At 65.9% G+C, this 25,497-nt stretch carries 28 protein-coding genes; 6 read left to right on the top strand and 22 right to left on the bottom strand.

The features are described 5' to 3' along the window. Nucleotides 1-40: 40 nt before the first annotated feature. Complete coding sequence (locus ACIRON_RS27050; RefSeq protein WP_402997358.1) at nt 41-676, bottom strand: transcriptional regulator; 636 nt, start codon at nt 674-676, stop codon at nt 41-43. Nucleotides 677-812: 136 nt separating this feature from the next. Next, a complete protein-coding gene (locus ACIRON_RS27055; protein ID WP_402997360.1) occupies nt 813-2,027 on the bottom strand; it encodes a hypothetical protein in 1,215 nt (404 codons plus the stop codon). Between the two features lie 171 nt (nt 2,028-2,198). Between ACIRON_RS27055 and ACIRON_RS27060 the strand changes: the two genes are divergently transcribed. Both ACIRON_RS27060 and ACIRON_RS27065 read left to right on the top strand, forming a co-directional pair. After that, nucleotides 2,199-2,639, top strand: coding sequence for a DUF3592 domain-containing protein (locus ACIRON_RS27060; protein ID WP_402997362.1), 441 nt, complete (start codon nt 2,199-2,201; stop codon nt 2,637-2,639). Nucleotides 2,640-2,663: 24 nt separating this feature from the next. Continuing rightward, nucleotides 2,664-3,113: a DUF3592 domain-containing protein gene (locus tag ACIRON_RS27065; RefSeq protein WP_402997365.1), complete on the top strand. Its 450-nt coding sequence runs from the start codon at nt 2,664-2,666 to the stop codon at nt 3,111-3,113. Here the strand turns inward: ACIRON_RS27065 and ACIRON_RS27070 are convergent. The 18 genes from ACIRON_RS27070 to ACIRON_RS27155 form a co-directional block, all read right to left on the bottom strand. Next, entirely contained in the window at nt 3,091-3,804 is a 714-nt protein-coding gene (locus ACIRON_RS27070; protein ID WP_402997368.1) for a hypothetical protein, read from the bottom strand. The genes ACIRON_RS27065 and ACIRON_RS27070 overlap by 23 nt on opposite strands. Nucleotides 3,805-3,984: 180 nt before the next feature. After that, on the bottom strand, nt 3,985-4,614 hold the full coding sequence (locus tag ACIRON_RS27075) for a protein TPRXL (RefSeq protein WP_402997370.1): 630 nt from the start codon (nt 4,612-4,614) through the stop codon (nt 3,985-3,987). 24 nt (nt 4,615-4,638) lie between these two features. Next, a complete protein-coding gene (locus ACIRON_RS27080; RefSeq protein ID WP_402997372.1) occupies nt 4,639-5,337 on the bottom strand; it encodes a hypothetical protein in 699 nt (232 codons plus the stop codon). Next, nucleotides 5,330-6,001 (bottom strand): hypothetical protein, encoded by a 672-nt coding sequence (locus ACIRON_RS27085; RefSeq protein WP_402997375.1) that lies wholly within the window; start codon nt 5,999-6,001, stop codon nt 5,330-5,332. Before ACIRON_RS27085 ends, ACIRON_RS27080 begins: the two co-directional genes overlap by 8 nt. Nucleotides 6,002-6,022: 21 nt before the next feature. Further along, nucleotides 6,023-7,123 carry a hypothetical protein gene (locus tag ACIRON_RS27090; RefSeq protein ID WP_402997377.1) on the bottom strand — a complete coding sequence of 367 codons (1,101 nt, stop codon included), beginning with the start codon at nt 7,121-7,123 and terminating at the stop codon, nt 6,023-6,025. Between the two features lie 48 nt (nt 7,124-7,171). Next, on the bottom strand, nt 7,172-7,528 hold the full coding sequence (locus tag ACIRON_RS27095) for a flagellar protein FlgN (RefSeq protein ID WP_355232442.1): 357 nt from the start codon (nt 7,526-7,528) through the stop codon (nt 7,172-7,174). A 102-nt stretch (nt 7,529-7,630) separates the two neighbouring features. After that, nucleotides 7,631-7,918, bottom strand: a complete 288-nt coding sequence (locus ACIRON_RS27100) for a WXG100 family type VII secretion target (RefSeq protein WP_141791345.1) — start codon at nt 7,916-7,918, stop codon at nt 7,631-7,633. Nucleotides 7,919-8,255: 337 nt separating this feature from the next. Further along, nucleotides 8,256-8,543 carry a WXG100 family type VII secretion target gene (locus ACIRON_RS27105; protein ID WP_008356172.1) on the bottom strand — a complete coding sequence of 96 codons (288 nt, stop codon included), beginning with the start codon at nt 8,541-8,543 and terminating at the stop codon, nt 8,256-8,258. A 319-nt stretch (nt 8,544-8,862) separates the two neighbouring features. Next, the gene (locus ACIRON_RS27110; RefSeq protein WP_402997382.1) at nt 8,863-9,288 is read right to left on the bottom strand and encodes a hypothetical protein; all 426 of its coding nucleotides are present in this window, start codon (nt 9,286-9,288) and stop codon (nt 8,863-8,865) included. Nucleotides 9,289-9,327: 39 nt separating this feature from the next. Beyond that, nucleotides 9,328-10,035 (bottom strand): hypothetical protein, encoded by a 708-nt coding sequence (locus tag ACIRON_RS27115; protein ID WP_402997385.1) that lies wholly within the window; start codon nt 10,033-10,035, stop codon nt 9,328-9,330. A 39-nt stretch (nt 10,036-10,074) separates the two neighbouring features. Then, entirely contained in the window at nt 10,075-10,686 is a 612-nt protein-coding gene (locus tag ACIRON_RS27120) for a protein TPRXL (RefSeq protein WP_402997387.1), read from the bottom strand. After that, nucleotides 10,683-11,213: a hypothetical protein gene (locus ACIRON_RS27125; RefSeq protein ID WP_402997390.1), complete on the bottom strand. Its 531-nt coding sequence runs from the start codon at nt 11,211-11,213 to the stop codon at nt 10,683-10,685. The genes ACIRON_RS27120 and ACIRON_RS27125 overlap by 4 nt, the downstream gene beginning before the upstream one ends. A gap of 150 nt (nt 11,214-11,363) precedes the next feature. Beyond that, entirely contained in the window at nt 11,364-12,596 is a 1,233-nt protein-coding gene (locus ACIRON_RS27130; RefSeq protein WP_402997392.1) for a hypothetical protein, read from the bottom strand. A gap of 57 nt (nt 12,597-12,653) precedes the next feature. Beyond that, on the bottom strand, nt 12,654-12,956 hold the full coding sequence (locus ACIRON_RS27135) for a flagellar protein FlgN (protein WP_402997395.1): 303 nt from the start codon (nt 12,954-12,956) through the stop codon (nt 12,654-12,656). A 127-nt stretch (nt 12,957-13,083) separates the two neighbouring features. Then, the gene (locus ACIRON_RS27140; RefSeq protein ID WP_141791345.1) at nt 13,084-13,371 is read right to left on the bottom strand and encodes a WXG100 family type VII secretion target; all 288 of its coding nucleotides are present in this window, start codon (nt 13,369-13,371) and stop codon (nt 13,084-13,086) included. Between the two features lie 333 nt (nt 13,372-13,704). Further along, the gene (locus ACIRON_RS27145) at nt 13,705-13,992 is read right to left on the bottom strand and encodes a WXG100 family type VII secretion target (RefSeq protein WP_141791345.1); all 288 of its coding nucleotides are present in this window, start codon (nt 13,990-13,992) and stop codon (nt 13,705-13,707) included. Between the two features lie 125 nt (nt 13,993-14,117). Further along, on the bottom strand, nt 14,118-18,623 hold the full coding sequence (locus ACIRON_RS27150) for an FtsK/SpoIIIE domain-containing protein (protein ID WP_402997398.1): 4,506 nt from the start codon (nt 18,621-18,623) through the stop codon (nt 14,118-14,120). A 52-nt stretch (nt 18,624-18,675) separates the two neighbouring features. Then, complete coding sequence (locus ACIRON_RS27155; protein ID WP_402997400.1) at nt 18,676-20,031, bottom strand: RDD family protein; 1,356 nt, start codon at nt 20,029-20,031, stop codon at nt 18,676-18,678. Nucleotides 20,032-20,157: 126 nt separating this feature from the next. Here ACIRON_RS27155 and ACIRON_RS27160 point away from each other — a divergent pair, with 126 nt between their 5' ends. After that, complete coding sequence (locus ACIRON_RS27160) at nt 20,158-21,045, top strand: spermidine synthase (protein ID WP_402997402.1); 888 nt, start codon at nt 20,158-20,160, stop codon at nt 21,043-21,045. A 192-nt stretch (nt 21,046-21,237) separates the two neighbouring features. Next, nucleotides 21,238-21,408, top strand: coding sequence for a hypothetical protein (locus tag ACIRON_RS27165; RefSeq protein ID WP_168381080.1), 171 nt, complete (start codon nt 21,238-21,240; stop codon nt 21,406-21,408). 82 nt (nt 21,409-21,490) lie between these two features. Here the strand turns inward: ACIRON_RS27165 and ACIRON_RS27170 are convergent, their stop codons facing one another. Next, a complete protein-coding gene (locus tag ACIRON_RS27170) occupies nt 21,491-22,984 on the bottom strand; it encodes an amidohydrolase family protein (RefSeq protein WP_402997404.1) in 1,494 nt (497 codons plus the stop codon). 54 nt (nt 22,985-23,038) lie between these two features. Next, the gene (locus ACIRON_RS27175; protein ID WP_402997407.1) at nt 23,039-24,601 is read right to left on the bottom strand and encodes a helicase HerA-like domain-containing protein; all 1,563 of its coding nucleotides are present in this window, start codon (nt 24,599-24,601) and stop codon (nt 23,039-23,041) included. 50 nt (nt 24,602-24,651) lie between these two features. Between ACIRON_RS27175 and ACIRON_RS27180 the strand changes: the two genes are divergently transcribed. Continuing rightward, nucleotides 24,652-24,945: a type II toxin-antitoxin system VapB family antitoxin gene (locus tag ACIRON_RS27180; protein ID WP_045551249.1), complete on the top strand. Its 294-nt coding sequence runs from the start codon at nt 24,652-24,654 to the stop codon at nt 24,943-24,945. A gap of 28 nt (nt 24,946-24,973) precedes the next feature. Continuing rightward, nucleotides 24,974-25,489 carry a LytR C-terminal domain-containing protein gene (locus tag ACIRON_RS27185; RefSeq protein WP_091043315.1) on the top strand — a complete coding sequence of 172 codons (516 nt, stop codon included), beginning with the start codon at nt 24,974-24,976 and terminating at the stop codon, nt 25,487-25,489. The last annotated feature ends 8 nt before the right edge of the window (nt 25,490-25,497 follow it).

Here is a 25,497-nt window from a genome sequence, read left to right on the forward strand (position 1 = left end):
TACCGACGTAGCCGGTCTCCGCCGACGGGGTGTCCTCACCTCACGAGGCGGGGATCTCCACCTGCTCCGTGAACTCGGCGATGGTCTTGTCCGAGCCGATCACCTTCGCGCCGTCACGCTCGTACTCGACGAGGTACGTGTCGGTCTTCTCCTCCACCTGGAAGGCGATCCAGCCGGTGTGCTCGCCGCCGTCGCGCCGCTGCACGTCCTCGAGCGGCGTACGCTTCGCGGCGGTCAGCTCCTCGGTCATCAGGCGGGTGTCCGAGCCCTCGAAGTCAGCGCCCTGGTCCCAGGAGATCTCGAAGTTCCCCTCCGAGATACGGCCGCCGTACTCCGTGCCGGGCTTGATCTTCACCTGCAGCAGCACGACCTCGCCACCCTCGGCGATGAGGTCGGCCTCCTCCGTCGACGGGAAGTCACGGACGGCCGAGACGACCTCGATCGTGTCGCCCATGTCGGGGTCCTTGAACGTCTTCCCGATCTTGACCTCCTTCTCGGCGGCGGCAGGAGCCGCAGACGGAGACTCGGAGGCCGGCGCACTGGACTCGACCTCGGCGACCGTGTCTGCATCCGAGTCGGTCTCCTCGGAGCCGCAGCCGGTCAACGCGAGTGCGAGGCCGAGGCTGAGGCCGACGGCGGCCGATCGATAGGCCCGGAGAGTGGTGCGAGTGCGCATGGAGAAGTTCCTTTCAACAGTGACTGTTCCCGAGATCGAGAGGTATGGCGCCACCCTGGCAACCCGAGCCCCTGGTGGTCGTTCTTTACTTCGGCGTGTCGCGGTGATCCGAACGACATCGCCTGGCCTTCGCCTCTCAGCTGTTCTCGGCCACCCACTCCGGGTTGACCGCCAGGGCCGTCACCGAAGCGTCCTTGGTCGGGAAGTCGACGTCCTCCACATCGATCTCCAAGGCGATCGAAGGCTTGCCTGTCGCCAGGTCCGTGCGTACGAGGCTCAGCGCTGTCAGCTCGGTCCACACCCGGTCGCTCCGGCGCTTGGTGAACCGCTTGTGCAGGTCGGTCTCGTTGGTCATCGTGTACGCGGCGTTGGAGGAGTAGGTGAGCACCTCCGCGTCGAGCCCGATGTATCCCTCCACCCAACCGACCTCGCGCGCCTGGACCGGTGCCGTCGCGCTGGTCGGGAGTGGGGCGCTCCACATGGTGTTCTCGACGACCCAGACGAGCTGACCGCCTGCGACCGTCACCGCCGAGGGTGCACCGATCTGCGAGGAGGCGTCCTCCGGATAGACGATCTCGTGGTCCACAGCAGCCTTGTCCGCCGACGTCCCCTTCACAGTCGTCCAGGTGCGGAAGAAGTGCTGGTCGTCGTCGTTCTCCCACCCTTCATAGACGATCCCGTCGACGCAGGGCGATGTGCTGCCTGGGCTGGTGGGCTCCAAGGTGCTCAGGATGTCCGTACCGTCATGCGGATAGGCCGAGGTCAACGCCGCAAGGTCCCACTGGTCCTCCGGGATCGACTCGCTGTCCTCCTCGAAGGCCTTGGTGCTGGTGCCCCTCCCCGGCGCGAACACACGCTCGCCGCACACCGCGGCCGTCGTCGTCTGACCGTACGGAGACACCCGGGTGGTCGCCTTGCCGCTGTCCCCATCGATGTAGGTCACGAACGGATCCTCGGACGAATCCGCGGGGCTGAACCCGACCAACGTCCCCTCACCGACCTGCACGCGGTACCACTCGTGCATCGTCTCGAGGGACTTGTCGTCGCTCGTGCGCTTGTTGTCGGTGAGCCCCGACTCGTCGATCACGTAGTCGTGCGCCGTGTCGGACGTCGTGATCCCGTGCTCCGTCCAGGAGATCCCGGCACCTTCGACCTCCTCGAGCTCGATCGCCCGAGTCTTCCCCTCCGGCGAGACCAGCACGAGGTAGCTGGAGTCCTCCCCTCCCTCCGTCACCCGAAACGCCACCACGGCGTCCTCGGTCGCGAAATCCTTCGGGGGCGGGCCCACCTGGCCACACCCGGAGAGCAGAGCCGCCGAAGCGACCGCCATCGCCACCACGCGTCGAGTCAACGCACACATCCCGTCAGTAGATGAGTCAGGAGGCGCCACAGCGGAGTCCCCCGAGATTCCGAGCGGGGATACGGTACGCGCACAGCCCTCCGTTGCACCCCACCGCCCCGGCTCGGGCTCCCGGCCCTCGCGGCTAGGGTGAGGGCGTTCAATCTCGGGAACGGAGTGATCATGAGCCTTGGCGTCGTCGCCGCTCTCCTCATCGGCATCGCGATGCTTGCCCTCCCAGCCTGGCTCGCGTGGTACCTGATCCGCCGCTGGCGTCGCCTCGCGACCTGGTCGCGGGCGCAGGCGACCATCCGCCACGTACGGAAGACCAAGCACAACTCGTCGGCCACCGGGACGACCACGACCGAGACGTCCTACGAGGCCCGCTACGAATATCGTGACGCCGCCGGTGTCCAGCACATCGGCGAGGTCGACCACCTCCACAGCCCGAAGGTCGGCGATGTCATCGAGATCATGTACGACCCCGACGACCCGAGCTCGAGCGACACCGTCGCCGGCGGCTCCGTCGTCGGTCGCATCATCAACTACGGCGCAGTGTTCATCGTGCTCGGCGGAGGCGGCATCTTCGTGATCCTCGCGTCCCTCGGCGTGGTATCGGCCTAGCGGTCAAGACCGGACTTCTCGCAGATGAAGGATCTCCTCGGAGCAATCGCTGTCGCAACGATCGGCGTCCTGATCTGTGTCTCGGGCTATCTGAACTTCCGTAGCGCCAAGAAACGAGCGCGGGGCAGTCGTCGCTGGTCTAGAACCAGCGCCCACGTCACCAAGGCGTGGAAGCAGGATGTCAGCGGCGCCGCCGGCGACATGACGCACCACGTCAACTACACGTTCACGGCGCCCGAAACCGGCGGCAGCTACTACGGCCACAGCGAGCACGGCCCCCAGGGCGTCGAGACCGGAGACGGCATCGAGGTGATGTACGACCCCAAGGCTCCATACAACAACGAACTCCCCATGGCCCGTTTCGCGCGGTCGTTCTTCCCCTTGGCGTTCGGGGTCCTTGCGGTCTTCGGAGCGGTCCTCTCAATCAGTTGCCTCGCCGCGGCGATCGTGATCATCGCCGACCTGATCGGTTAGCACACCTGCTTGTCCTTCTCATCGAACTCGCGCCAGCCGACGTGGCGATACTCGAGAACCCGACGCCACTCCCGCTCATCGAGTCCGTCGAGCTCGGACCAGTACCCAGTGGCATCTCCCGAAGTCGAATTCGATCGCCTTCGTCGACATCGACCAGACGGCGATGGATGAGAACGTCGAGCAGACGATCCCGCGCGACGCCCGCCCGGTGTCGCTTGTCCGAACTTTTCGGCCCACGCCGCGGCGGCTTCCGCCTCTTTGACCGACCCTCAGGCTTGGACACCAGCTCCAGGACCAGGTCGGCCAACCCCAAGGTCCCAGCGCCGATGACCAGGACCGACAGCCATGGCATCGCGGGTTGATCCAAGACCAGCAGCAACACGTACGTCGCCGCCGACGCGATCGCGGTGATCGCGGCCAACGCAACGCCGACCACGCTGCGCCGTCGCGTCTGCCACCACACGGAAAGCCCTGCGCTCGCGACGAGAACCGCAACGCAGAAGGCGATCCGCGCCAGCCACAACAGTCCCTCCGCGCCCGTCTCCTGACGGCTGGCGAGGGCAACCAGCACCAACCCCACGACGGACGAACCGAGCAGTGGAAGGGCGATGAGCGCGAGCAGCCCCATGGCGAGCAAGCTGACGGCGTTCAGCAGGAACCGGCCCGGAAGCGGTGGGTAGCTCCGCTCCAACACCGCGGCCTCGGCCTCGCCCCAGCTGATCGGCTGCGAGAACCGCTCCGTACGCGCCTACCCGTCCACCGCCTCGCGAGCCCACTCCTCGCGGGCTTCATCGGTCTTGCGAGCCCACTCCATCAGTACCTTCGGCGCGGCCATCAGTACTCCAACCCGAGATCGGTCAACGCTTCGCGACTAAGCCGCCGGCGGCGCCCAGCGAAGCGTCGAGACACATAGGTCAAAGGCGGTCTTCCAGCCGACGAACTTCGGGTCCTCAGCGGACATCTCCACTGGACGAGCGATTGACGCCGTCAGTTGGAGACCGCGGCGCCTGTTCGAACCTGGGATCGGCGTGACATAGACAATCGACGTCATCACGATCGAACCGCCCTCGAACGTCTTCGTCGACTCGCGTTCGAAGCGAATGAAGCGCTTGTCACCGTACAGTGGCTTTGCGCCGTACTCGCGGATCGCTTGAGTCACGTACCCATCGAGGGTCTCACCGTTCGGCGTCCGCCGAACGGTCGCAAACATCGTCCCAGGAATGTAAGCCTTGCTCGCCGTCTCGTTTGTTGCAGAAAAATAGGCGATGACGCTCTGCTGTTTCATCAAGGCAAAGGCCTGATCCATCTGCGCACGCAGCATCGCATGTAGATCTGGTCTGTTGGCGGCAATGAAACGCCGCTTCAGCTCGGCATCGATCGCTTCCCGGCGTGCATCATCCGGGATATGCCTCTCCCACCCGTCCAGCAGCTTCAGATGAAACTCTGGATCCTTCTGAACGCCAAGCATGTCACGCAGCGAAACACCGTCGCTTCCGACCATGTCAGACACCTCGATCCAATCGGGTCATAGTGGACTCTTGTCGAAGTCAGTGAACTCCCCGTATCCCACGAGCCCCTGCGTCCGGAAGATCCTCAACGCCTGCCGACGACTGGCGCGCAAGACTTCGATGTCCTCGTCAGACAGGCTATCGATTGCGACCTCGGGGGGTTTCACATTCGAGTGCAGGCGATAGTCAGCAATCACGGCAGCGATCGCCAGGACGAACGTGATCCACACGGGGATGACCATCGGAAGACGTGGATAGATGTCCGCATTGCTCGTGTAGATGAGGACTAGCAGAATCAGGGTCGTCACGGCGACTGCAACCGACATCGCGGCGAGCGTCCCGCTCCATTGCCGATGTGACGCCCTGAGCCAGGGCACAAGGAAGTAAAGGACAGCAACGCTTCCTAGAATGGACCCGATATAGATGCACTGGACCTCGAAGCCTGCAGAAAAGTCTTCAGAGAACTTTCGATATCCGCCACCGCTCACGAACACGCCGGCAGCAAACAGTGGCCCAGCCGTTCCCAGCGCAGCGACCCAGAACATCAACGCTGCGCCAATTCGCATCAAGGGATTCCCACGACGCCGACGGGCCGCCTCCAAGTCGATGTAAGCATGATCCAACACAACCCGGTTCAGCTCGTCGAGGTCGAACGGCTCGTGCCGATCCCTACGATTCGCCCATTCGGCTGGCCGAGGCGCCGCAGCCTTAGGCATCAGTTACCTTCTCCCACTCGTCCATCGCGTTTCGTGTCATACCCTTCACATCGGAGGCAACGAATCGCACACCGCCCGGAAGATACAACGTGAGTGTCGACAAGATAGCTGGCATCTTCGCCAACGTGAGATCGAACACCTCACGTGTTCCCGACTCCACGGTGACCATCACTCCACCGTCCTGATTCGCGAATACGTATGCTGCGGTAGAAAGATGCAGGGCGACGCCGTCGATCACCTCGTCGCGCGCGGCGATGCACTTCAGACCGGGACCAAGTGCCGACCCGCTCCACTCGTCGACGCCAAACCCTGCATCCTGCCATGCCTGGACCGTAACGGGAGGTCCAGACGCGAGCTCAACACGAATCCGGCTCGGTAGCGGCAATGGCAGCGGCCAGTGCAACATGGCGATCAGGGTCCCTGGCACGTGAGCGGCGTTGTACGCATCCCTCAGCGCCGCACTATTCAAGTCGTTGGCGGCCTCGTCCTGGGCCCATGCCTCGCCCCACCAGTTGCGTAGACGCTTCTCTTCCGTCTCGACCCATTGGTTGATGTCGGTCTCGAGGTCACACGCCGCATAAGTCCACCCGTCTTCCGGATAAACTCCTTCGATGCGCCAATTCTCGTCCACCGTTACACTCTTTTCGTTGTTCAAGCCACTCATTCGACAGAGTTCACGACGACATCAATTGACGACGTCGACGAACGAACCCTCAAACATCCCCGTGACAGTCTGGACACTGCTGTAGAAGGAGTTGCCGTACTTTGCCAGCGCACCCTGAACTTCGCCGGCAGCTGCCCACAAATTGGGATTGCTTGCAATTCGCTCGAAGTCTTTGATGTCGAGACCGGTGTGGAGTGCCGTCATCATGTCCGGGAAGGCCTTTCGCCCCGCCCATGCCATATCTCCGAATCCCGACCCAGCCTTGAAAGCAGCCGAGAACTTCGCGAACTTTGTGGCACTCGCACCCAAATCGGTCATCGCGTCCGCCATCGCCCCGAACTTTCCGAATGGAACAACATCAAGAGCGGCCAGCCCAAGTTCTAGAAGGGAACACTCACCGGCGCAGTACTGGACCGCGCGCATGGCGAAAACCGCGGCGGAAATTGCGAATGCGATCGCGGCGAAAGGACCAGTGAGGAAGATTCCCAGAACAAGGACGACGAGCGCCACGATCTCCAGCACGGCGATGATGTCGTCGAGAACTTCCCAGAAGCCGTCCTCGATCTTGCCCGACATCTCGTTGCCGATCCCGCTGACCGCAGCGTCGTACGCGTCTTCCCAGGAGTCGTAGTAGCCGTCCCAGGTCTCGGCGGCGTTCTCCCAGTCCTTGCGGGCCTGGTCCTTCGCCTCCTCGGCGTCTTCCTCCTGCTGCGCCTCCGGGCTGCCTTCCTCCGGACCGGCGCCCGGAAGATGGGTCGGCGCACCTTCCATGCTGTCGAACTTGGCCCACAGGTCCTCGCAGGTGTCGACCTGCGACCGGATCAGAGGCTGCCACTGCTGGAGCTCTTCGCCGTAGGTTGCGATGATCGGACCCACCGGCTTGTACAACTGCGCGGCCTCGCGGAGGGTCTCCCACGAGTCGCCGATCTTGTCCTGAAGCTTCTCGACCGCCTTGCCGTCCATCTCGCCGCTCGCGAGGTCGTGCGTGGCGATCGTCTGCAGCTCCTGGGCGCAATCCTCCATCATCCCGCCCAGGGTTTCGATCCAGTTGCCGCGCGAAATGACAGCGGAGGGGTCACCCTCGACCGTCCTGATTTCCCTACCCTTGGGAGACGAGTCCATCGCAGATGCGTTCCTTCGTTCGAGACTTGAGTCTGGGGATGCGTGCGCTCAAACCGCGGCGGGTGAGCTCGGGGCCGACCCGCCTGGGGCGCCCGGTGCCTGCACGGAGGAGTTCGACTGGAACTGGAGAGCGGTCTCGCTGTCCCAGTTCTCGAAGCCTTCGACTACGCCCTTGACGTGGTCATGCAACTCTTTCAGGCCCTCTTTGAGCTCGTCCCGCTTGTCGTCCCAGCGTTCCTCGAAGTCCTGCGCCTTGTCGCGTAGCTCACCGCGGCCGTACGGGTTGCCGATCGCTGCCTCGAGCGCTTCAGAATTGCCCGTCGCATTCTCGAACTCGTCGACAATCGCGTTTAGTTGCGTCTGGATTCTGGAGAGTGTCTCGATCTTGATCTTGACGTCCGCCATCGCCCGTTCCCCTTCGAACTTCCGTCAAATTGCCCGGTCAAAGTGCCGAATTATCGCCGCGGGCAGGGCGAATGTCTTTCACCCCGCCCCGGCCGCGATTCATCAGCCGCCAGCGAGCTGCGAGTCCAGGTCCTGGATCGCCGTGGCCATGTCGCGCAGAGCCTGAGCCATGTCCTCGACACCAGCGATAGCGTCCTTGAGGCCGGTGGTCATCTCGGAGTAGCCGTCCTGGAACTTACCGGACGCCTTCTCGGTCTTGAAGCCGTCCTGGACGAGCTCGTCGACGTAGCCCTGGCACTCGTCCAGCGCGGACTCGATCGTGTCCTTGCCCTGGTCGAGCTTGTCGGCCGTGCCGGTCATCTCGTCGTATGTTGCGCCGAAGTCACTCATCGATCATTACCTTCCCGCGATTTCCATTGCACGACACCCGTTGTGGGGCCGTTCGTCACCATAAGTCACGCGTCACACGGTCGTGAAGCGCAAACCCGACGAGCCGATGCCGTCATCGCGGACGCGGTCCGAGATCCGGGCGATCGACGTCGTCCCGGTAGTCCTACCCGCTTCGTCGAGTTCTAAACATCTTCGAAAGTAAAATTCTGCGGGCCCCGATTGGAGGTCGAGCAGTGCACCAGCGGGAGTCGACACACCGCTGCACCTGACCGATGCCCGAGATGGATAGGTGATGGGCCCGCAGATGCCGACCCACCACCTTGACCAACGCTGTGACTCAGCCGCCGGCGAGCTGCGAGTCCAGGTCCTGGATCGCCGTGGCCATGTCACGCAGAGCCTGAGCCATGTCCTCGACACCAGCAATGGCGTCCTTGAGGCCGGTGGTCATCTCCGTGTAGCCGTCCTGGAACTTACCGGACGCCTTCTCCGTCTTGAACCCGTCCTGAACGAGCTCATCAACGTAGCCCTGGCACTCGTCCAGCGCGGACTCGATCGTGTCCTTGCCCTGGTCGAGCTTGTCGGCGGTGCCGGTCATCTCGTCGTATGTTGCCCCGAAGTCACTCATCGATCATTGCCTTTCCCGCGATTTCATTACACGGTGCCCCATTGGGCAGCCGCTGGTCACCGTAGGCCACGCCTCACAGGCTTGTGAAGCGCAATAACGGATTCGTTGTCATCTTCATTCACAGTTCTCGTTGCCGCCCGCCAGCGGCATCCGCTGGGTCACCGATGAGACTGTCGCGACCCGACCGAGATATCCCGTAAGGCACACAAGAGCACGGGATAAGGGCGACCAGAACCAGCCGCTCACCTTACCTAGGCAACCGCACATCGATCGCGCGACAGGCCAATGTGCGCGTCCCGAGTCACGGAGTTGGGGGCCCTCAGAACTCGGGGAGTTCGTCCGGGTCGCCCCACGGAAGCTCGGAGCCGTCGTCACGGACGTAGTGGGAGGCCACTGCGGTCGCCGGAGCGGTGACGGTTCCGTCCAACGTGCCCTGGATGCCGCCGAGGTACTTCTCAGCGATCTTTCCATTGAAGACACCGTCGAGCAGGGCAGTCGGTCCGCCTGGGATGTTCTGGACCAGGACGTTGATCGACGACCCCGACCCGTTCCGGTGGATTCGAAGCATGATGACCTTCGGCCACGACAGGGCCTTGGTCTTCTGCCTGATGATCAGGGCCTGGCCCTCATTGTGCACGGCCCGGATCTCGTACTTCTTCTCGTGCTGCGCAACGCCGAGAGCAGCCTGGAAGGCCGCCTCTGGGGTGACGTCGACGTCAGCACTTCTCGCTCGTTCCGATCCCATGTGAACCCTTTGCTACATAGATGGATGAAAGCCGTGAAGTTAGACGCGACCCTGCGCATCGAACTTGTGCCACGTTCCGACGCGCATTCGCCGCATCCGATGACGCTGATCCGAGGTGAGCTCCACGATCCCCCGCTCACTGAGCACGTCGAGGACCTCTTCGCGCGCGGCGCTGTAGCGCCGCTGCGCACGATCGCTCTTCGGCACTCCTGCACGATGCTCCGACTTCGACACGAACTGGAGGATCGTCAGAGCGAGACCGAGCACGCCGGCGACCAACGCCGACCACTCGAGCCAGTCGCCGGGGAGATCGCCGTCGTAGGACTTCCCGACGACGAAGGTGACCACGACCGACACTGTCGCCACCAGACCGGACACGATCGCGATCGCCGACCGGGAACGCGTCTGCCACCACATGCTGAGCCAGGTCGCCGAGACGACGATGGAGATGATGAACAGGAAAGTCGCGATCAGCGTCAGATCATCCTGGGTGGAGGCATCCTCCGTCGTGGTTGCCCATGCGACCAGACCGGCCGCGAGCGCCGGCGCCAGCAGGAACGCACCGAGCGCCATCATCATCGCAACCATGACTACGCCGAGGGTCCAGTTCGGTCCACCGTCGTCTCCGCTCGGGGTGAGCCGCTCCGAGATGATCTGCTTCTCCAGGTCACCCCATTTGACCGGGGTGGCGACGTTGGCCGACCGTGCCCACTCACGTGCCGACGGGCCCTTGTCAAAGGACAGCAAGTTCAGGCCTTCCACAATCGATAGGAATCAGTCTCCGGGTCACGCGGTGCCGCGGTTCCACCGAAGCGTAGCGACGCATGCGTCGAGGAGCGCGCGGGTCGCCACCAGCGCGGGTGCGTCAGGTGCTACGTCCGGCGTACGCGCGAAGGCTGCCACCAGCTGCAGCGCCCTACGCCGTTGGGTGCCGGGGACCGGGGTGAAGTAGATCAGGGAGTGGTTGATGATGGGCTCACCATCGAGGTCGATCGTCCGCTCCCGCTCGAACCGCAACGTGCGCGGGTCGCCGAACAGCGGCTTCGCGCCGTACTTCTGGATGGCGTTGTGGGCCATCTTGTCCAATGACTGACCGGGCTCGCCCGTACGGATCGAGGCGTTGATCGAGGCCGGCAGGACGACGGCGTCGTCCGGCTGCTCGCCTGCCGGCGCGAAGAAGGCGAAGACGTCGTTCTTCCGCATCCCGCCGAATGCCTTGTCGAACATGGCCTTCGCCTCGACGAACAGATCGGGACGGTGAGCCTCCATGAACCGCTTCTTCATCCCGTTGAGGAGCTCATCGTGGCCACCATCGATGTCGAAACGAGCCCAGCCCCGCGGAAGGTCGATCTCGAAGTCCACGGTCTTACGTACGCCAAGTTGCTCACGTAGGTTCACAGCGTCGCCCCATTCGTCGCGATCGGCCAAGACTCGTCCACCGGCACACCGGGCAGAGGCACCGACTGGAACACCTTCCCGTCCTCACGGACCATCCGAAGTATGTCCTTGAGCGCCACCAGTCCGCGAACGACCGCGGTCGTCAGCTGCGGAATGCACTCGTCCACGCCGAGCAGCAGGAGAGCCTCACCATCGCTGAACGCGAAGTTCACCGACTCGATGATGACCGACCCACCCTCGAAGTTCAGCTCCTTGCGCGAAGACAGCTGGGCGCCGGGACCGATGTGATCGGCCTCGGCCGCGTGCACGACGCCGTCCCATTGAGACATGTCCGGGACCAACTCGCTCTCCACCACATGCAGGTGGCACATCACCGCAGCAGCCGACATGACCGGCCACACCTGGAACATGGCGTACGCCTCAGAGGTCTCGCGCTCGTCGAGGGCCATCTGCAGCAGCCCGCGGATGTCTTCGATCGTCGTCGCCTCACCATCCCAACGCGGCGTACCGACCAGCTCATCGAGCATGCTCGAGGTCTCGTCGACCCACCGTTCACGCTCCGCAGGCGTCAACCCTTCAGGAACAGGAAGCCACCCCGGAACATCCAGGTCGTCAACCAGCTCTACTGCCCACTTCGCCACTCTGCACCTCAGACGTTTGTTGCGCTTGAACCGAACCTAGAAACCAAGCCAGGCAGGCATGCCCGGGACCTTGATCTCAGGGATGTCGATCGGGATGGGGTCGAAGTGATCCGTTCCCTGCGTGAGCTTCCCGGCATTGCCGATGGTGCCGAGCGTCGCGCCGAACCGGGCCACCCCGAACTCGATCTTCGTCATGCCCCGGAACGCTCCCAGACCGCCCTTGAGAGCGTCGAGGTTGCCCATGTACATCTTCAGGTTGTCGGTCCGGAACGCCTTGAAGGGCTTACCGATCAGGCCCTCGAGAACCTCGGCGCCGCTCTTCACCTTGAAGGCGTCCTTGAGTCGGGCTGCCTTGGTCAGATCGCCGATCGGCCCCTTGCTCATGGCACCCCAGGTCCTGGACAGAGCGGTCAGCTTGCTGCCCTTCGCCATGTTGGCCAGATGGCCGAGCTTGGAAAGGTTCGACAGCTTCCCGATCGGAATGATGGCCAGGGCATCGAGGGCCAACTGCCCCAGACTCTGCTGCCCGCAGGCGAACTTGATGGCGGAAACCGCAAAGGCGGCGAGCGCGAGGATGGCTGCCAGCGCACCGAAACCGGTGCAGAAGATCGCGACCACAGCGATGATCAGAGCGGCCCAGGTCAGGACCTCGTAGACCGCGTCGATGAAGTCTCCGTAGTTGTCCCAGAAGCCGTCCTCGATGGATCCGGAAAGGCCGTCGGAGATCCCGCTGACGGCTGCGTCGAAGCCGTCCTCCCATACGTCGTACCAGGTGTCGAAGACTTCGGCCTCGGTCTCCCAGTTGTCGTAGGCTTCCTTCTTGGCCTTGTTGTCGGCCGCCTCTTCCTTGTCGGTGTCGCCGATGCCGAGAAAACCGCCGTCGTCCTCGGTCGTGCTGTCGTCCTTGTCACCGGGCAGGGCGTTGTAGATGTCCCAGAGGTCGCTGCACGAGGACGCGGTGCGGTCGATCAGCGGCTTGTAGGTCTCCAGCATCTCGCCGTAGGTGACGAGCACCGGACCAACGGGCTTGTAGAGGTCAGCCGCTTCTTCGAGGACCTTGTAGGAGTCTCCGATGGTCTCTTGGAGCTTCTCGATGGCCTTACCCTGCTGCTCGCCGCCGGCGAAGGTGTTCTCCTTGATGTCGCGCAGCGTGTCAGCCGAGGCGTCCATCATCTTGCCGAGCCGCTCGATCGCGGTCCCGCGCGCGATGATCCCCGAGGGCGAACCCTCGACCGACTTGATCTCGCGCCCCTTCGGGGAATCCTGCATGCCACCGAACATGTGGGGGTTGTCCTTTCCGTCAGGAGCGATTAAAGGCTGTGGGTTCTACTTCTTCTTGGGCTCGAACTGGAGGGCAGTCTCGCTGTCCCACTCCTCGATCCCGTCGATAACGCCCTTGATGTGCTCACTGACCTTCTTCAGGCTGTCTTTGAGGTCGTTGCGCTTGTCGTCCCAGCGCTCCTCGAAGTCACAGGCCTTGTCGCGCAGATCGCTCATGTCGAACGGGTCGCCGATGTCAGACTCGAGATCCTCAGAGCTGTCAGTGGCGTTCTCGAACTCATCGACGATCGAGTCCAATGACGTCTTGACCTTCTCGAGCTCGGAGATCTTGATCAAGATATCCGCCATGGCTGTGCACCTTTCGCGTGGTTACTGAGCACGCCGTCGAGTGTGGTCATCGCAGCGCGGGATCGAGAGAAAATGGAGAGATGGTGGGCCAGCAGACGCCAGCCCACCATCTGGCAAGCGTTGCTGTTCAGCCGCCGGCGAGCTGCGAGTCCAGGTCCTGGATCGCCGTGGCCATGTCACGCAGAGCCTGAGCCATGTCCTCGACACCAGCAATGGCGTCCTTCAGACCCGTGGTCATCTCCGAGTAGCCGTCCTGGAACTTGCCCGACGCCTTCTCCGTCTTGAACCCGTCCTGAACCAGCTCGTCCACATAGCCCTGGCACTCGTCCAGCGCCGACTCGATCGTGTCCTTGCCCTGGTCGAGCTTGTCGGCGGTGCCGGTCATCTCGTCGTAGGTTGCCCCGAAGTCACTCATCGATCATTGCCTTTCCGCAATTTTCATTACACGACACCGCGTTGCGGCACCGTTCGTCACCATCACTCACGCATCACATGGTCGAGAAGCGTGAACTCGACGAGCCGACACCGTTATCCCGGGCGTGGTCCGAGATCCAGGCGATCAACGTCGTCGCGGTAGTTCTACCCGCTACGCCTGGTTCTAAACATCTCCGAAGGTAAAGGTTTCTGCTCACCTCGGTTAGGAGGTCGCAACAGCGCGCCAGCGGGAGTCGACACCGCAGCATCTGGCCGAGACGGGTGATGGTGGGCCCCAATGAAGCAAGCCCACCATCGTGACCAACGTTGTGGCTCAGCCGCCGGCGAGCTGCGAGTCGAGGTCCTGGATGGCGGTCGCCATGTCACGCAGAGCCTGAGCCATGTCCTCGACACCAGCAATGGCATCCTTCAGACCCGTGGTCATCTCCGAGTAGCCGTCCTGGAACTTGCCCGACGCCTTCTCCGTCTTGAACCCGTCCTGAACCAGCTCGTCCACATAGCCCTGGCACTCGTCCAGCGCCGACTCGATCGTGTCCTTGCCCTGGTCGAGCTTGTCGGCGGTGCCGGTCATCTCGTCGTAGGTTGCGCCGAAATCACTCATCGCTCATTACCTTTCCCGGGATTTCATGAGGTGACGCACGAGAGCACGCCGCTCGCCACCGTAGGGCACCCTTCATGAGGTTGTGAAGGGTAAAAACGGCTTCATTGTCGGAATTGTGCTGAGGTTCATGCAGAGCCTTCGGTGTCGCTCGCCAGGGGCATCTGCATGGTCACCGTACGACCGGCCTGGACGAAGATTCCGCGGCCCGTGGGGAAGTCGGTGCGCTTGAGCTTGCCGAACGGAACCTTGAACAGCGTGTCGCCGTCGTAGGTGTCCGGCTTGAGCACGATGCCCTGGCGGGCTGCCTTCCATTCACCCATGACGCCCGAGCCGCCGCCGGCCCGGGTGACGTCGGCGTCGCCGACGAAGAGGTGGTCGGAGTTGTTGATCGCCTGCAGCAGAGCGCGCATCGGGCGGTCGGCGGGACCGTCTGCCAGGTGGGTCATGTCCTCGGCGACGATCATGATGCGGCCGGGGAAGGACTCGTCGGCGACGATCTCGGCGAGCTCGGTGACGAGCGCCTTCTCGTCGTCGGGGCGGGTGGCGCTGCGTACCCAGGGCCGGAAGTCGCCGAGCAGGGCGCGACGGCTACCGAGGTGGAACAGCTTCACCTCGGGGTCGAAGCGTTCGACGGACTCGATGAGCGCCTTGAGGGCGTTCGTCTTACCGGACTGCGGCGGGCCGGTGATGATGAACGAGCCGATCGGGTCGAAGCCGCGCGCGGACAGGGTGTCGTCGGCGATACCGAAGACGGGCTGCCCGTTGGCCTGCGCCGGCATGGCCCTGCTGGAGATCTTCGTCGGCAGGGCACCGATCTCGCCTACCTCGGGAACACCCAGGGTGCGCAGCTGCGAGACCAGCTCGTCGAGAGCCTTGGTCTGCTCGGCGACGTTGGTCGTGCCGCCCAGGACGGCGAGCTGCACCTCGGCCTTGTCGACGACGGCGCGGCCGGGCACCGACTGCTCGTTGAGTACGTCCTTGGGTGCTCCGACCAGGACGTACTGGCTCGGGTCGGAAAGCCGCATGACGACACGGCGCGGGATGTTCGCGAAGACCGCGGTCGGCACCGAGCCGCTGCGGTCGGCGGTGATCACCGCATGGATGCCGAGCGGGCGGCCCTCACCGAGGACCCGCATGAAGGACTGGTAGAACGGCGCGCGACCGGCGGCGATCTCCCACTCCTTCTTGAACTCGGGGTAGTTGTCGATCAGGAGCAGGATGCGCGGCATCGACTGGTCGGCGATCTCCCGGTATTCGGTGAGGTTCGCGGCCGCGGCCTTGGAGAACAGCTCGGAGCGGCGGTCCATCTCCCGCTCGAGGGTGCGCATCAGCCGCTGCAGACGCTCGGCGTCGTCGCCGTCGATGATCGAGCCGACGTGCGGGAGGCGCTCGATCGCACCCAGAGCACCGGAGGCGAAGTCGAGGCCGTAGACCTGGACCCGGCCGAGCTCCGGCCGCGCACCGGCAGCGGTCGCGATCGTCTTCAACATGGTCGACTTGCCCGAACCGGAGGACCCGAAGATGAGCAGCGATCCGTCGCGGTCGGGGGTGAAGTAGATCGCGTTCTGCTGCTGACGCTCCGGGATGTCGGCGAGACCCAGCAGGATCTGTCCGTCGCCCTCCAGCGGCAGGTCCCGCATGTCGACCACGGACGCCAGGTCGTCGAGCCACGGTCGCCGTGGGGTCATCAGACCAGCGGTGGCGGAGGCCTTGATCAGGTTGGCCACGATCCGCTTCTGGTCGTTGGGGCCGAGGTCCTCGTCGTGCGAGTCGCTCTCCGGCGGACGCTCCGGCTCCCACTCCGTGATCGAACCGAACTTGAGCTCGGCCACCTTCACGTCGGCGGTGACGACCTCGTCGTCGCGTGTCCAACCACCCGCGTAGGCCGACTGGAACGGGGTCAGGCGGCCGGGTCCGGTCTTCGCGATGCCGCGCCCCGGCAGGGACGGCGGGAAGGTCCCGGCGATCGGGTCGTCGACGACGTCCTTGGAGTCGGTCTCGTCGGCCATACGCAGCGCGACGCGGAGGTTGGTGTTGGCCCGCAGGTTGTCCTTGATGACACCGGCCGGGCGCTGGGTCGCCATGATCAGGTGGATGCCGAGCGAACGCCCTCGCTGGGCGATGTCGACGACGCCGTCGACGAACTCCGGGACCTCACCGGCCAGCGCGGCGAACTCGTCGATGACGAGCACCAGCGCGGGCGGGCACTCCGGGTCCTGTCGCTTCTCCAGCTCGAGGAGGTCCTTGGCCTTCTTCCGGTTGAACAGGTGCTCGCGGTAGTGCAGCTCGGCCTTGAGGCTGGTCAGCGCACGGCGCACGAGGTGCGGGCTCAGGTCGGTCACCAGACCGACACAGTGCGGCAGCTCGATGCAGTCCGCGAAGGCCGAGCCGCCCTTGTAGTCGACGAAGAGGAACGTCACCCGGTCGGGCGAGTGGGCCGAGGCGATGCCGAGCACCCATGCCTGCAGGAACTCGGACTTACCGGCACCGGTGGTGCCGCCGACGAGGGCGTGCGGGCCCTGCGTACGCAGGTCCAACGTCATCGCGTCCGAGGCTCCCTGACCGATGATGGCGCGCAGGTTACCCGCCTTCTTCAGCCGCGGCCGCGGCCGGTCGGAGCGGTCGATGACCGAGTTGTTCTGCCGCCAGCGCTCCACCACGGAGTGCGGGTCCTCGGCCACCTCGTTGCCGACCAACGACAGGAACCCGACCGAGTTGGGCAGGTCGGAGGAGTCGTGGACGACCGTGCTGGCGTCCACCACCGGCGCGAGCCGCTTGGCGAACATCTCCATGTAGGCGTTGGAGACACCCTCCACCGTGACGCCCTCGTGGAGGTCACCGTTGCGGACGAGGCCGACGGTGGCACGCTCCAGGCCGTTGCTCACGTCCAGGAAGCTGCGGCACACGGCCGGCAGCGCTTCGACGGTGGAGGACATGAAGACGGCGTGTACGCCGACATCGGCACCACGCTCGAGGACCTGGACCAGCCGGGCGCGGTCCACCGGAGCGTCGTTGGTCACGAAGACGACGATCGAGACCTGCACCCGGGCGTTGGTCTCCTCCCCGGCGCGGGCGACGTCGGTGCCGTACTGCATCGGGTTCCACTTCTCGGCGAACGGGCCACGGTGCTCCGCGGTCCGGCCGGCGCGCATGATGTATTCCTCCAGCGCGCTGAGCAGGGCGTTGGCCGTCGGCGCGGAGTCGGCCAGCGGCATGTCCTTGAACCGGTTGGTCTCCGAGGTGGTGTGCGGCAGCCACTTGAGCCACTCGAACTCCTCGACCCAGTCCGGGTCGGCGAAGGCGACGGTGACGACCTCGTTGGGAGCGTGCAACCCGAAGAGCTGGACCGCGAGCCCACGCATCGCGTCGGCGGCCGGCCCGGCCGGCCCGGCGACACCCACGGAGCCGACCGCGGGGAGCGACTCCAGCAGCGGTACGTCGTCGACGTACTTGTAGCGCTCCATGAGCCGGTCGATCCGCTCGATGTATTCGGGCAGACCGTTCTGGGTGTCACGCTCGGCGATCGAGTTGCGCGACGGGGCGCGGGTCGTGCCGAGACGTACGGCCAGGAAGTTCCAGTGCTCGGGCCGCCGGGTCCACAGCCTCGGACCGAGCTGCATCGCCTGCTCGAAGACCTCCGCGACCGGTGGGACCTCCTCGTTGCGCGCCAGCTCCTCCTCGGGCTTGCTGCGGTAGAAGGTCTCCTCCAGCTTCTCGAACTGCCGCTCGAAGAGCTGGATCTCGTGGTCCTGTTTCGCTCCGGCCTGACGGCTCTGGTTGATGAAGTTGCCGACCGCCATCATCGGCGTCATCACGACCAGCAGCAGCGCCCGGGCGCGGCCGGTCATCGCGTAGATCGAGAGCGCCATGATGATCGGCGCGATCAGCACGAACCACGGGAACAGCTTCTTCTGCATCTCCGTGGGCATCCACGGCGGCGGGTGCTCGGTGCCGGGGTAGCGGACGTCGACCCGCGGGCTGCGGTTGAAGAGCAGGCCGCCACCGCGCTCGAGCACCGGGTCCTCGACGGCGGAGAGGAAGTCGGCCGAGAGCTGCATGACCAGCGTGGTGCTGCCGATGACGACGGGCGTGTCCGGCGCCAGACGTACGCGGGAGACCTGGGTGCCGTCGACGACGACGCCGTTGGCCGAGTTGAGGTCGACCAGCTCGACCGAGCGGTCCACCTCGATGCGGGCGTGACGCTTGGAGACCATCGGGTCGGCGAGCACGATCTCGTTCTCGGGACCGCGACCGATCGAGGCGTGACCGGTGACCAGCGGGAACGCCTGACCACGCACGGGCCCGTCGATCGCGCGCAGCACACCGACGCTCTTGCGCCGTGAGCCGGTCGCCTCATGATCCGGTCCCAGGTTGACCACCGCGGCGGCGAAGCCTGACCCGATCGGAGCCTCACCGATGGGGATGTCGTGCTGGAGCGGCTCCATCCGCTCCGCGGTCGGCGGGGCGACCGCCAGGGTCAAGACGTCGTGCTCCCCCGCGATGATCGAACGAGCCGGGTCCGCATCGGCGATGTGCCGAGCGACGTCACCCGCAGTCGCGGTCGAGTCGGCCGTGACGATCACATCCGCAGGCGCGACACCGGGCCGGTGGAGTGTGAGCTTGACCTTCATCCTTCGTTCCCCTCGTCAACGTTCAGAAAAGATCGTGCGGCTGGGGCGGCGGTCACCCGCGACGCACCAGAGCAGAGCGGTCGCCGAAGCGGATCATCGCGCCGACCGGCGCCAGCACCGGCTCCCAGGCGTTCAGCCGTCGGGTGGCACCCTCGTGGGTCACCACGGTGCCGTTGGTCGAGCCTCGGTCGGTGACCTCGACGCCGTCGCCGCTGGGGCGCAGGGACAGGTGGGTCTTCGAGACCGATACGTCGATGATCGAGACCGTACGCGCCCCCAGCGTGTTCTCCGTCACGGCGGGGTCACGGCCGACCAGCACCAAGCCGGTCACCGGGATCCGCTCCCCGGAGTCGACCTTGAGCATGATGCCCCGCTCGCGCGGCTGCGCCGGAGGCTGCTGGCCGCCGGATGTGGGCAGCGGCGTCGGAGCCGGGGTCGGCGTGGGAGTGGGCGTCGGGGTCGGAGGCGGCGTCGGGGTCGGCGCCGGGTGCGGGTAGGGCGTAGGCGTAGGGGTCGGAGGCGGCGGGGGAACCGTCTGGCCCTGGTTGGGCGTCACCGCGCGCGAGGGCGGGATCGCCGGGGTCACCGGCTTCGGTGCCACCGGTCCCGACGCCGGGGTCGCGAGCGCGCCACCAGGAGAGGCGCCCGGCTCGTCGTTCCTCGCCTTCGGGCGGGAGACGCCGAGCACGCCGGCGCTGACCCGTCCCGAGGGCCGGTAGCTCCCGGCGTCGTGGTCGTTGGGCGTGCTGAGCGAGGGCAGCGACTTCCGCTCGGCCACGGGCGCGGCCGCGACCGTCTTGCGGGCGATGCGCATCCGCTTCTCGTCGTAGGGGTCGAGGCCCTCGCGGACGTCGACCATCCAGGTCTCGGCGACCTTGTCGTGCCAGCCGCGGCCCCGCTCCTCCTTGTCGAACAGCGGTGAGGCGAGGAAGGCGATCGGCGCGATCGGGATGATCCCGGAGCCCCAGAGCACCAGGGCGCGGAGGAAGGCGCGGCCGACACCGGGCCGCTCGAGCGTCTTGACGTTGACCGAGCGGACTCCGGCGAGAGACTTGCCCAGCGTGACCCCGCGGCGGCCGTGGAAGACGATCTGGACGATGACGTAGACCAGGCTCAGCAGCACGGTCGCGCCACCCGCGATCGCTGCCAGCATGAAGTCGGGGTGGCTCAGGAACCGCGCGAAGCCGAACTTGCCCTGGATCAGCTTCAGCAGCAGCGGGAGCGTGAAGACGAGATAGGGGATCTGCAGGAGCAGGAAGCAGACGATGTCGACGGCGGCCGCGACCGCACGGCGGCCCAGCGGCGCGTCCTTCAGGCCGAGCGAGGCGGCGTAGGCCGGATCCGGCTTCCCGTCGGCGGTGAGACCCTCGATCCGGTCGTCATGTTCGGCGACCTCCCATATCTCCACCGCAAGAACTCCCTCACGCCCGATATCCGAGTCCCGACGTCCGAGAACTGCGGCGCTGACCAACGACGCCAGCAGGTTACCGGAATGTCCCGGCTCGGGCGCGATGGTGTCTGGCAGGATCGACGTATGTCAACACCCTCCGGGCCATCAGGGAGCCTCGAGCGCATCGTCTTCTCGGACGGCAGCACCGCAGATCTCGTACGCAAAGAGGACGGCTGGGCCATCCAGATCGACGGCGTAGCGCAGTCCCATCTCGGCGAAGACCCGGCGCAGCCGCCGAAGCTCGCCTCGATCCGGTGGATGCTGGCTGCGCTCGGGGACCAGGCACCTCGCAGCGCCGCCCACCTGGGCGGGGCGCTGCTCGCCCTCCCCCGTGCCGTCGCCCACCGGTGGCCCGCGACCACGCAGACGGTCGTGGAACTGGAGCCCGCGCTGGTCGAGCTGACCAGGTCACGGTTCCCGCTTCCTCCTGGAATCACCATGGAGACCGCCGAGGCACGCTCGTGGCTCGAGGCTCACCCGGGCTCGGAGCATGACGCCATCGTCATCGACGTCTTCGTCGGCAATCGGATCCCGCCTGCGTTCACGTCGCTGGAGTGCGTCACCGCGGCACGCAGCGCGCTGAGCGAGGAGGGCCGGCTCGTGCTGAACTCCGTCGCCGGGCCCGAGCTGCTCTTCACCCGTCGCGAGCTCGCCACGTTGCGTACGGTCTTCGGGCATGTCGCGATGATCGTGCAGGGGTCCGCGCTCGCGGGAGCGAGGTTCGGCAACGCCACGCTGATCGCCTCGGCGTCCCCGATCGACCACGGCGCGATCCGCGCCTCGCTCGCCGGCGACCCGTCGAAGGGCGCCCTGGTGACCGATCTCGACCCGATCATCGACGGAGCAGACCCGATCAGCGATGCCGACCAGCTCTGGTCCCCGGAGCCGAACCTTCCCGACGCGAGCGCCGCGCTGCGACTCCTCGAGCAGGCACGCCAGGCGGTCGACACGCTCAGATCCGCCGCGGACTGACGGCCATCGTCTTTGTCTAGCGAGATTCGGCCCTATCGCTCGGCAGATACCGCATCAGGCATCGACAGCCATTTCTTTTACCGAAACCGGCTTGTAACGTTCAAACAACCTGCTCGCGACTTGGGGGCGGGATGCTTGATGCGCAGGACAAACCACGATGCACACCATCTATCCGTTGTAGGGGGGACCTCGATGGAAACACTCACCGCCACCCAGCCTGAGGCCAACAGTGCCGCGAAGCAGCACAGCCTCAAGTTCCGTCACGCCAGTGCCCTGACGAAGCTCATGGATGAGCGCCAGGACCTGCGCGGTGTTCACGTGTTCGCCGACTTCGTCGACGACTCGGTGCGCTGGTCCGCCTGACCAGCAGCTAATGGGGGGATCCACTGATCCCGTTGCGCGAGGCCCGGCCGTGACGGCCGGGCCTCGGCTTGTTCTCAGGGGTCTAGGAGCTGCGGTGGACGATCCGGCCGCCGACCGTGGTCAGTACGACCCCACCGTGGGCGATCGCGGCGAGATCCCCGACCGAGGCCCGGAGCGGGTCGATGTCGAGCACGGCCAGGTCGCCGCGTGATCCGGGAGCGACCGTGGGCTGACCGTCGACCGACGCCGCCAACGCCTCCTGGACGGTGAGTGCCTGCTCCGGGTGCCACGGCTCCTTTCCGTCGCGCGAGCGCCCGACGGCGGAAGCGATGGCCAGCCACGGGTCGAGCGGCGCGACCGGAGCATCCGACCCGAGCGCGATCCGCACGCCCTCGTCGAGCATCCAGCGGGTCGCGAAGCAGCGGTCCTCACGCCCGGGCCAGACGTCCTCGGTCATCTCGCGGTCGTCGAGGATGTGCGCCGGCTGCACGGACGCGGTGATCCCGAGTCGAGCCATCAGCGGCAGATCCTCGCGACGTACGAGCTGGGCGTGCTCGATGCTCCCGCGCGCCCCCGTCGTCTCGTACGCCGCCAATGCCTCCGACACCGCCCGGTCACCGATCGCGTGGGTGGCGACCTCGAGGCCGGCGGCGCGCGCCTTCCTCAGGAGCCCGTGCAGCTCGTCTGGTGACTGGTTCGGCGCTCCACAGCTGTCCGGGTCGTCGGCGTACGGGTCGCAGCACCACGCGGTCCGCGTGCCGAGCGAGCCGTCGCTGATGATCTTGAGCGGTCCCATCGTCAGCCGGTCCTCACCCGCGATCAGCGGGTCCCCCGTGCGCCGCCCCTCGGCGATCGCCTCGTCCAGCTGGTCGGCGTACGTCGCGACCCGGACGCGCAGAAGGTCGCAGCCGTAGGCCCACCGCCACCGCCAGTCCTCGAGCCGGACGCCGACCTCGAAGTCGGTCATCCCGACCACGCCGAGAGCGGCGGTCCGGGTGAGCATCCGACGGTAGGCCGCCGGTGTGCTCCCGCTGGTCTCGAAGAGCTCAGCGACCCGCGGATAGGCCTGGTACCACTCCGTCTCCTGCACCATGTCCTCGCGGCGCGGCAGGTCCACGGCGTCGAGCGCGGCGGTGTTCAGCCAGGCGTGGTGGAAGTCGTGGTTGACCAGGATCGCGGGGATGCCGCCGGTGACCGAGTCGAGCTCGGAGACGGTGCCCCAGCGGTCCCAGGTGCCGGCCGAGTGGCCCATCCCGACGATCGCCTCGCCCGGCTCGATCTCGCGCGCGGCCGCGGCGACGCGCGCCAGTGCCTCGGCGGGCGAACGGGTGCCGTGCAGGTCAAGCCTGCTGGCCCGCAGGGTCCACTGAGCGAGGTGGGTGTGGGCGTCCCACAGACCCGGCACGACCCAGCGGCCGCCCGCGTCGTACGCCTCGACACCATCCGGTCGGGACAGGCTCTCTCCGACCGCCGAGACGACACCGTCGACGACGAGCACGTCGACCACCCCGGCGGGCACGTCCGCCCGAGGCGACAGGGGAACGATGCGTACGTTCCGGAGGAGAAGGTCGGGCATGAGCAGACGATAAGGATTCTGCCCATGCCCGAGCCAATCAGAAACCGGCCGGACTCAGCGGCGCTTGAAGATTCCCCTGACGAGCTCCCTGGCTGCGGTGCGCGCGGCCTGCTTGAAGGCCGTCGACTTCACCACGGTCTCGATCACGGAGTCGTCGTCGTCCTTCGACCGAGATCGCGAACCCGAGGACTTCTTCGGGGCGGTCTTCTGAGCCGTCTTCTGCGCAGCCTTCTCCTCGGCCTCGGCCTTCGCGGCAGCTGCCGCCGCGTCCGTCTTCGCCTTGAGCTGGTCGGCGGCGGACTCGACCTCGACGGACGCGGTGTACTTCGCCGCCAGCGGGGAGGCCGCCACCGCAGCCGTCATGGCCGCCGCCTCCGCCGGACCCATCAGCGACTCGGGCGCGCGCAGCCGCGTCCAGGCGACCGGCGTCGGCGCGCCGCGTTCGTTCATGACGGTCACGATCGCCTCGCCGATCCCGAGCGTCTGGATGACCGCCCCGAGGTCGTCGTAGGAGGAGGTCGGGTAGGTGTTGACGCTGGCCTTGAGGGCCTTGGCGTCGTTGGGCGTGGCGACCCGCAGCTGGTGCTGGATGCGCGAGCCGAGCTGACCGAGCACGTCGTCGGGGACGTCGGTCGGCTTCTGGGTGACGAAGAAGACTCCGACACCCTTGGAGCGGATCAGCCGGACCGTGTTGGTGATCTGGTCGAGGAACGCGTCGGAGGCGTCGTTGAAGAGCAGGTGCGCCTCGTCGAAGAAGAAGACCAGCTTGGGCTTGTCGACGTCACCGACCTCAGGCAGCGCCCGGAACAGCTCGGCGAGCAGCCACATCAGGAAGGTCGAGAAGATCGCCGGCCGGTCCTGCAGGTTGGGCAGCTCGAGCAGCGAGATGATCCCGGCGTCCCCGTCGTTGCGTACGAAGTCGGTGACGGCGAACGCCGGCTCACCGAAGAACTCGTCCGCGCCCTGGTCGGCGAAGGCGATGAGCGTACGCAGGATCACCCCTGTCGTCGCCGACGAGAGACCGCCCAGGTCCTTGAGATCGGCCTTGCCCTCGTCGGAGACCAGCCACTGCAGCACCGCCCGCAGGTCGTCGAGCCCGACCAGCTTCAGGCCGGCCTTCTCGGCGTAGTGGAAGACGAGGCCGAGCGAGGACTCCTGGGTCTCGTTGAGATCCAGGACCTTGGCGAGCAGCGTCGGCCCGAAGGCGTCGACCGTGACCCGGACCGGGATGCCGGTGCCCTCGCCGCCCAGCGCGAAGTATTCGACCGGGAACCCGCGTGCCTGCCAGGACTGCCCGACGGAGGCTGCCCGCGCGGTCAGCTTCTCGCTCGACGCGCCCGGCGCGGACAGACCGGAGAGGTCGCCCTTGATATCGGCTGCGAACACCGGGACCCCTGCTGCGGAGAGCTGCTCGGCCAGCAGCTGCAGGGTCTTCGTCTTTCCCGTGCCGGTCGCGCCGGCGACCAGCCCATGCCGGTTCAACATCCCCAGAGGAATGCGAATCGGCGTCTCCAACAACGTCTCAGCGTCCGCCATCAGGCCCCCGAGCTCGAGGGCCGAACCCTCGAATTGGTAGCCGGGCCCGACCGCTTCTGAGAGAGCAGCAGCATCCGTCATGACCAGGACTCTATGTTGGGATTTGGTTCGGGGGCGATACAGTCACGAGGGTGATCTTCAAGCGTGTCGGCGATTCTCGCCCCTACCCTGACCATGGTCTGACGACCAAGGGGTGGGCCGCGCTGCCTCCTCGGACTGTCCGCCTCGACGAGCTGGTGACCACGAAGGACACCCTCCAGCTGGTGGCGCTGCTCAACGAGGACTCGACGTTCTTCGGCGACCTCTTCGCCCACGTCGTGGAGTGGAACGGCGAGCTCTATCTCGAGGACGGGCTCCACCGGGCGCTCCGCGCGGCGCTCCAGCAGCGCAACGTGCTGCACGCCCGCGTGCACAGCCTCGGCTAGGACGTTCCGAGCGGTTAGGCTCGGCGCCATGCTCGATTCGGCCCTCACGGGACTTCGTACGTTCGTCATCCTCGCCGTCCTCGCGGCCGCGGTCGCTCTGGCCGGCGCCTGGGGATGGAAGGCGATGACCGCACCGTTCCCGCAGAAGGTCGATGTCGGGCCGTGCGTGGACGCGCCGGTCAAGAAGGGCTCCGAGGTCTACCCGTCGCAGGTGGTCGTGACGGTGCTCAACGCGAGCACCCGGGCCGGGCTGGCCACCCGGGCGATGACGGACCTCGTCGACGCGGGCTTCGTCAAGGGGTCCACCGGCAACGCGCCCAGCGGCACCAAACTGAAGACCGTCGAGGTGTGGACGCCCGACAAGAACGCTCCCTCCGCCGCGCTCGTCGCGAGCTGGCTCGGCGACGCGAAGATCGTCGAGACCAAGTCCGACCTCCCGGGAATCGTGGTCGTCACCGGCGAGAGGTTCCCCGAGGTCACCGGCGGCGACAAGACCGTCACCGCCAAAGCGGACGCCACGATCTGCAGCCCTCCGGTCGAGTAGGGCGCATC

The organism is Nocardioides sp. NPDC101246, assembly GCF_044767415.1.
Classification (GTDB): domain Bacteria; phylum Actinomycetota; class Actinomycetes; order Propionibacteriales; family Nocardioidaceae; genus Nocardioides.

Excerpts from the sequence above, each read along its gene's own strand:
- ACIRON_RS27185 (WP_091043315.1), top strand. The coding sequence starts at position 24,974 with ATGCTCGATTCGGCCCTCACGGGACTTCGTACGTTCGTCATCCTCGCC.
- ACIRON_RS27095 (WP_355232442.1), bottom strand. The coding sequence starts at position 7,528 with ATGGCGGACGTCAAGATCAAGATCGAGACACTCTCCAGAATCCAGACG.
- ACIRON_RS27170 (WP_402997404.1), bottom strand. The coding sequence starts at position 22,984 with ATGCCCGACCTTCTCCTCCGGAACGTACGCATCGTTCCCCTGTCGCCT.
- ACIRON_RS27135 (WP_402997395.1), bottom strand. The coding sequence starts at position 12,956 with ATGGCGGATATCTTGATCAAGATCTCCGAGCTCGAGAAGGTCAAGACG.
- ACIRON_RS27160 (WP_402997402.1), top strand. The coding sequence starts at position 20,158 with ATGTCAACACCCTCCGGGCCATCAGGGAGCCTCGAGCGCATCGTCTTC.
- ACIRON_RS27075 (WP_402997370.1), bottom strand. The coding sequence starts at position 4,614 with ATGGTCGGAAGCGACGGTGTTTCGCTGCGTGACATGCTTGGCGTTCAG.
- ACIRON_RS27100 (WP_141791345.1), bottom strand. The coding sequence starts at position 7,918 with ATGAGTGACTTCGGCGCAACATACGACGAGATGACCGGCACGGCCGAC.
- ACIRON_RS27150 (WP_402997398.1), bottom strand. The coding sequence starts at position 18,623 with ATGAAGGTCAAGCTCACACTCCACCGGCCCGGTGTCGCGCCTGCGGAT.
- ACIRON_RS27090 (WP_402997377.1), bottom strand. The coding sequence starts at position 7,123 with ATGGACTCGTCTCCCAAGGGTAGGGAAATCAGGACGGTCGAGGGTGAC.
- ACIRON_RS27080 (WP_402997372.1), bottom strand. The coding sequence starts at position 5,337 with ATGCCTAAGGCTGCGGCGCCTCGGCCAGCCGAATGGGCGAATCGTAGG.
- ACIRON_RS27125 (WP_402997390.1), bottom strand. The coding sequence starts at position 11,213 with ATGCTCGATGAGCTGGTCGGTACGCCGCGTTGGGATGGTGAGGCGACG.
- ACIRON_RS27145 (WP_141791345.1), bottom strand. The coding sequence starts at position 13,992 with ATGAGTGATTTCGGCGCAACCTACGACGAGATGACCGGCACCGCCGAC.
- ACIRON_RS27110 (WP_402997382.1), bottom strand. The coding sequence starts at position 9,288 with ATGGGATCGGAACGAGCGAGAAGTGCTGACGTCGACGTCACCCCAGAG.
- ACIRON_RS27050 (WP_402997358.1), bottom strand. The coding sequence starts at position 676 with ATGCGCACTCGCACCACTCTCCGGGCCTATCGATCGGCCGCCGTCGGC.
- ACIRON_RS27105 (WP_008356172.1), bottom strand. The coding sequence starts at position 8,543 with ATGAGTGACTTCGGGGCAACATACGACGAGATGACCGGCACCGCCGAC.
- ACIRON_RS27060 (WP_402997362.1), top strand. The coding sequence starts at position 2,199 with ATGAGCCTTGGCGTCGTCGCCGCTCTCCTCATCGGCATCGCGATGCTT.
- ACIRON_RS27140 (WP_141791345.1), bottom strand. The coding sequence starts at position 13,371 with ATGAGTGACTTCGGGGCAACCTACGACGAGATGACCGGCACCGCCGAC.
- ACIRON_RS27065 (WP_402997365.1), top strand. The coding sequence starts at position 2,664 with ATGAAGGATCTCCTCGGAGCAATCGCTGTCGCAACGATCGGCGTCCTG.
- ACIRON_RS27175 (WP_402997407.1), bottom strand. The coding sequence starts at position 24,601 with ATGACGGATGCTGCTGCTCTCTCAGAAGCGGTCGGGCCCGGCTACCAA.
- ACIRON_RS27130 (WP_402997392.1), bottom strand. The coding sequence starts at position 12,596 with ATGCAGGATTCCCCGAAGGGGCGCGAGATCAAGTCGGTCGAGGGTTCG.
- ACIRON_RS27085 (WP_402997375.1), bottom strand. The coding sequence starts at position 6,001 with ATGAGTGGCTTGAACAACGAAAAGAGTGTAACGGTGGACGAGAATTGG.
- ACIRON_RS27165 (WP_168381080.1), top strand. The coding sequence starts at position 21,238 with ATGGAAACACTCACCGCCACCCAGCCTGAGGCCAACAGTGCCGCGAAG.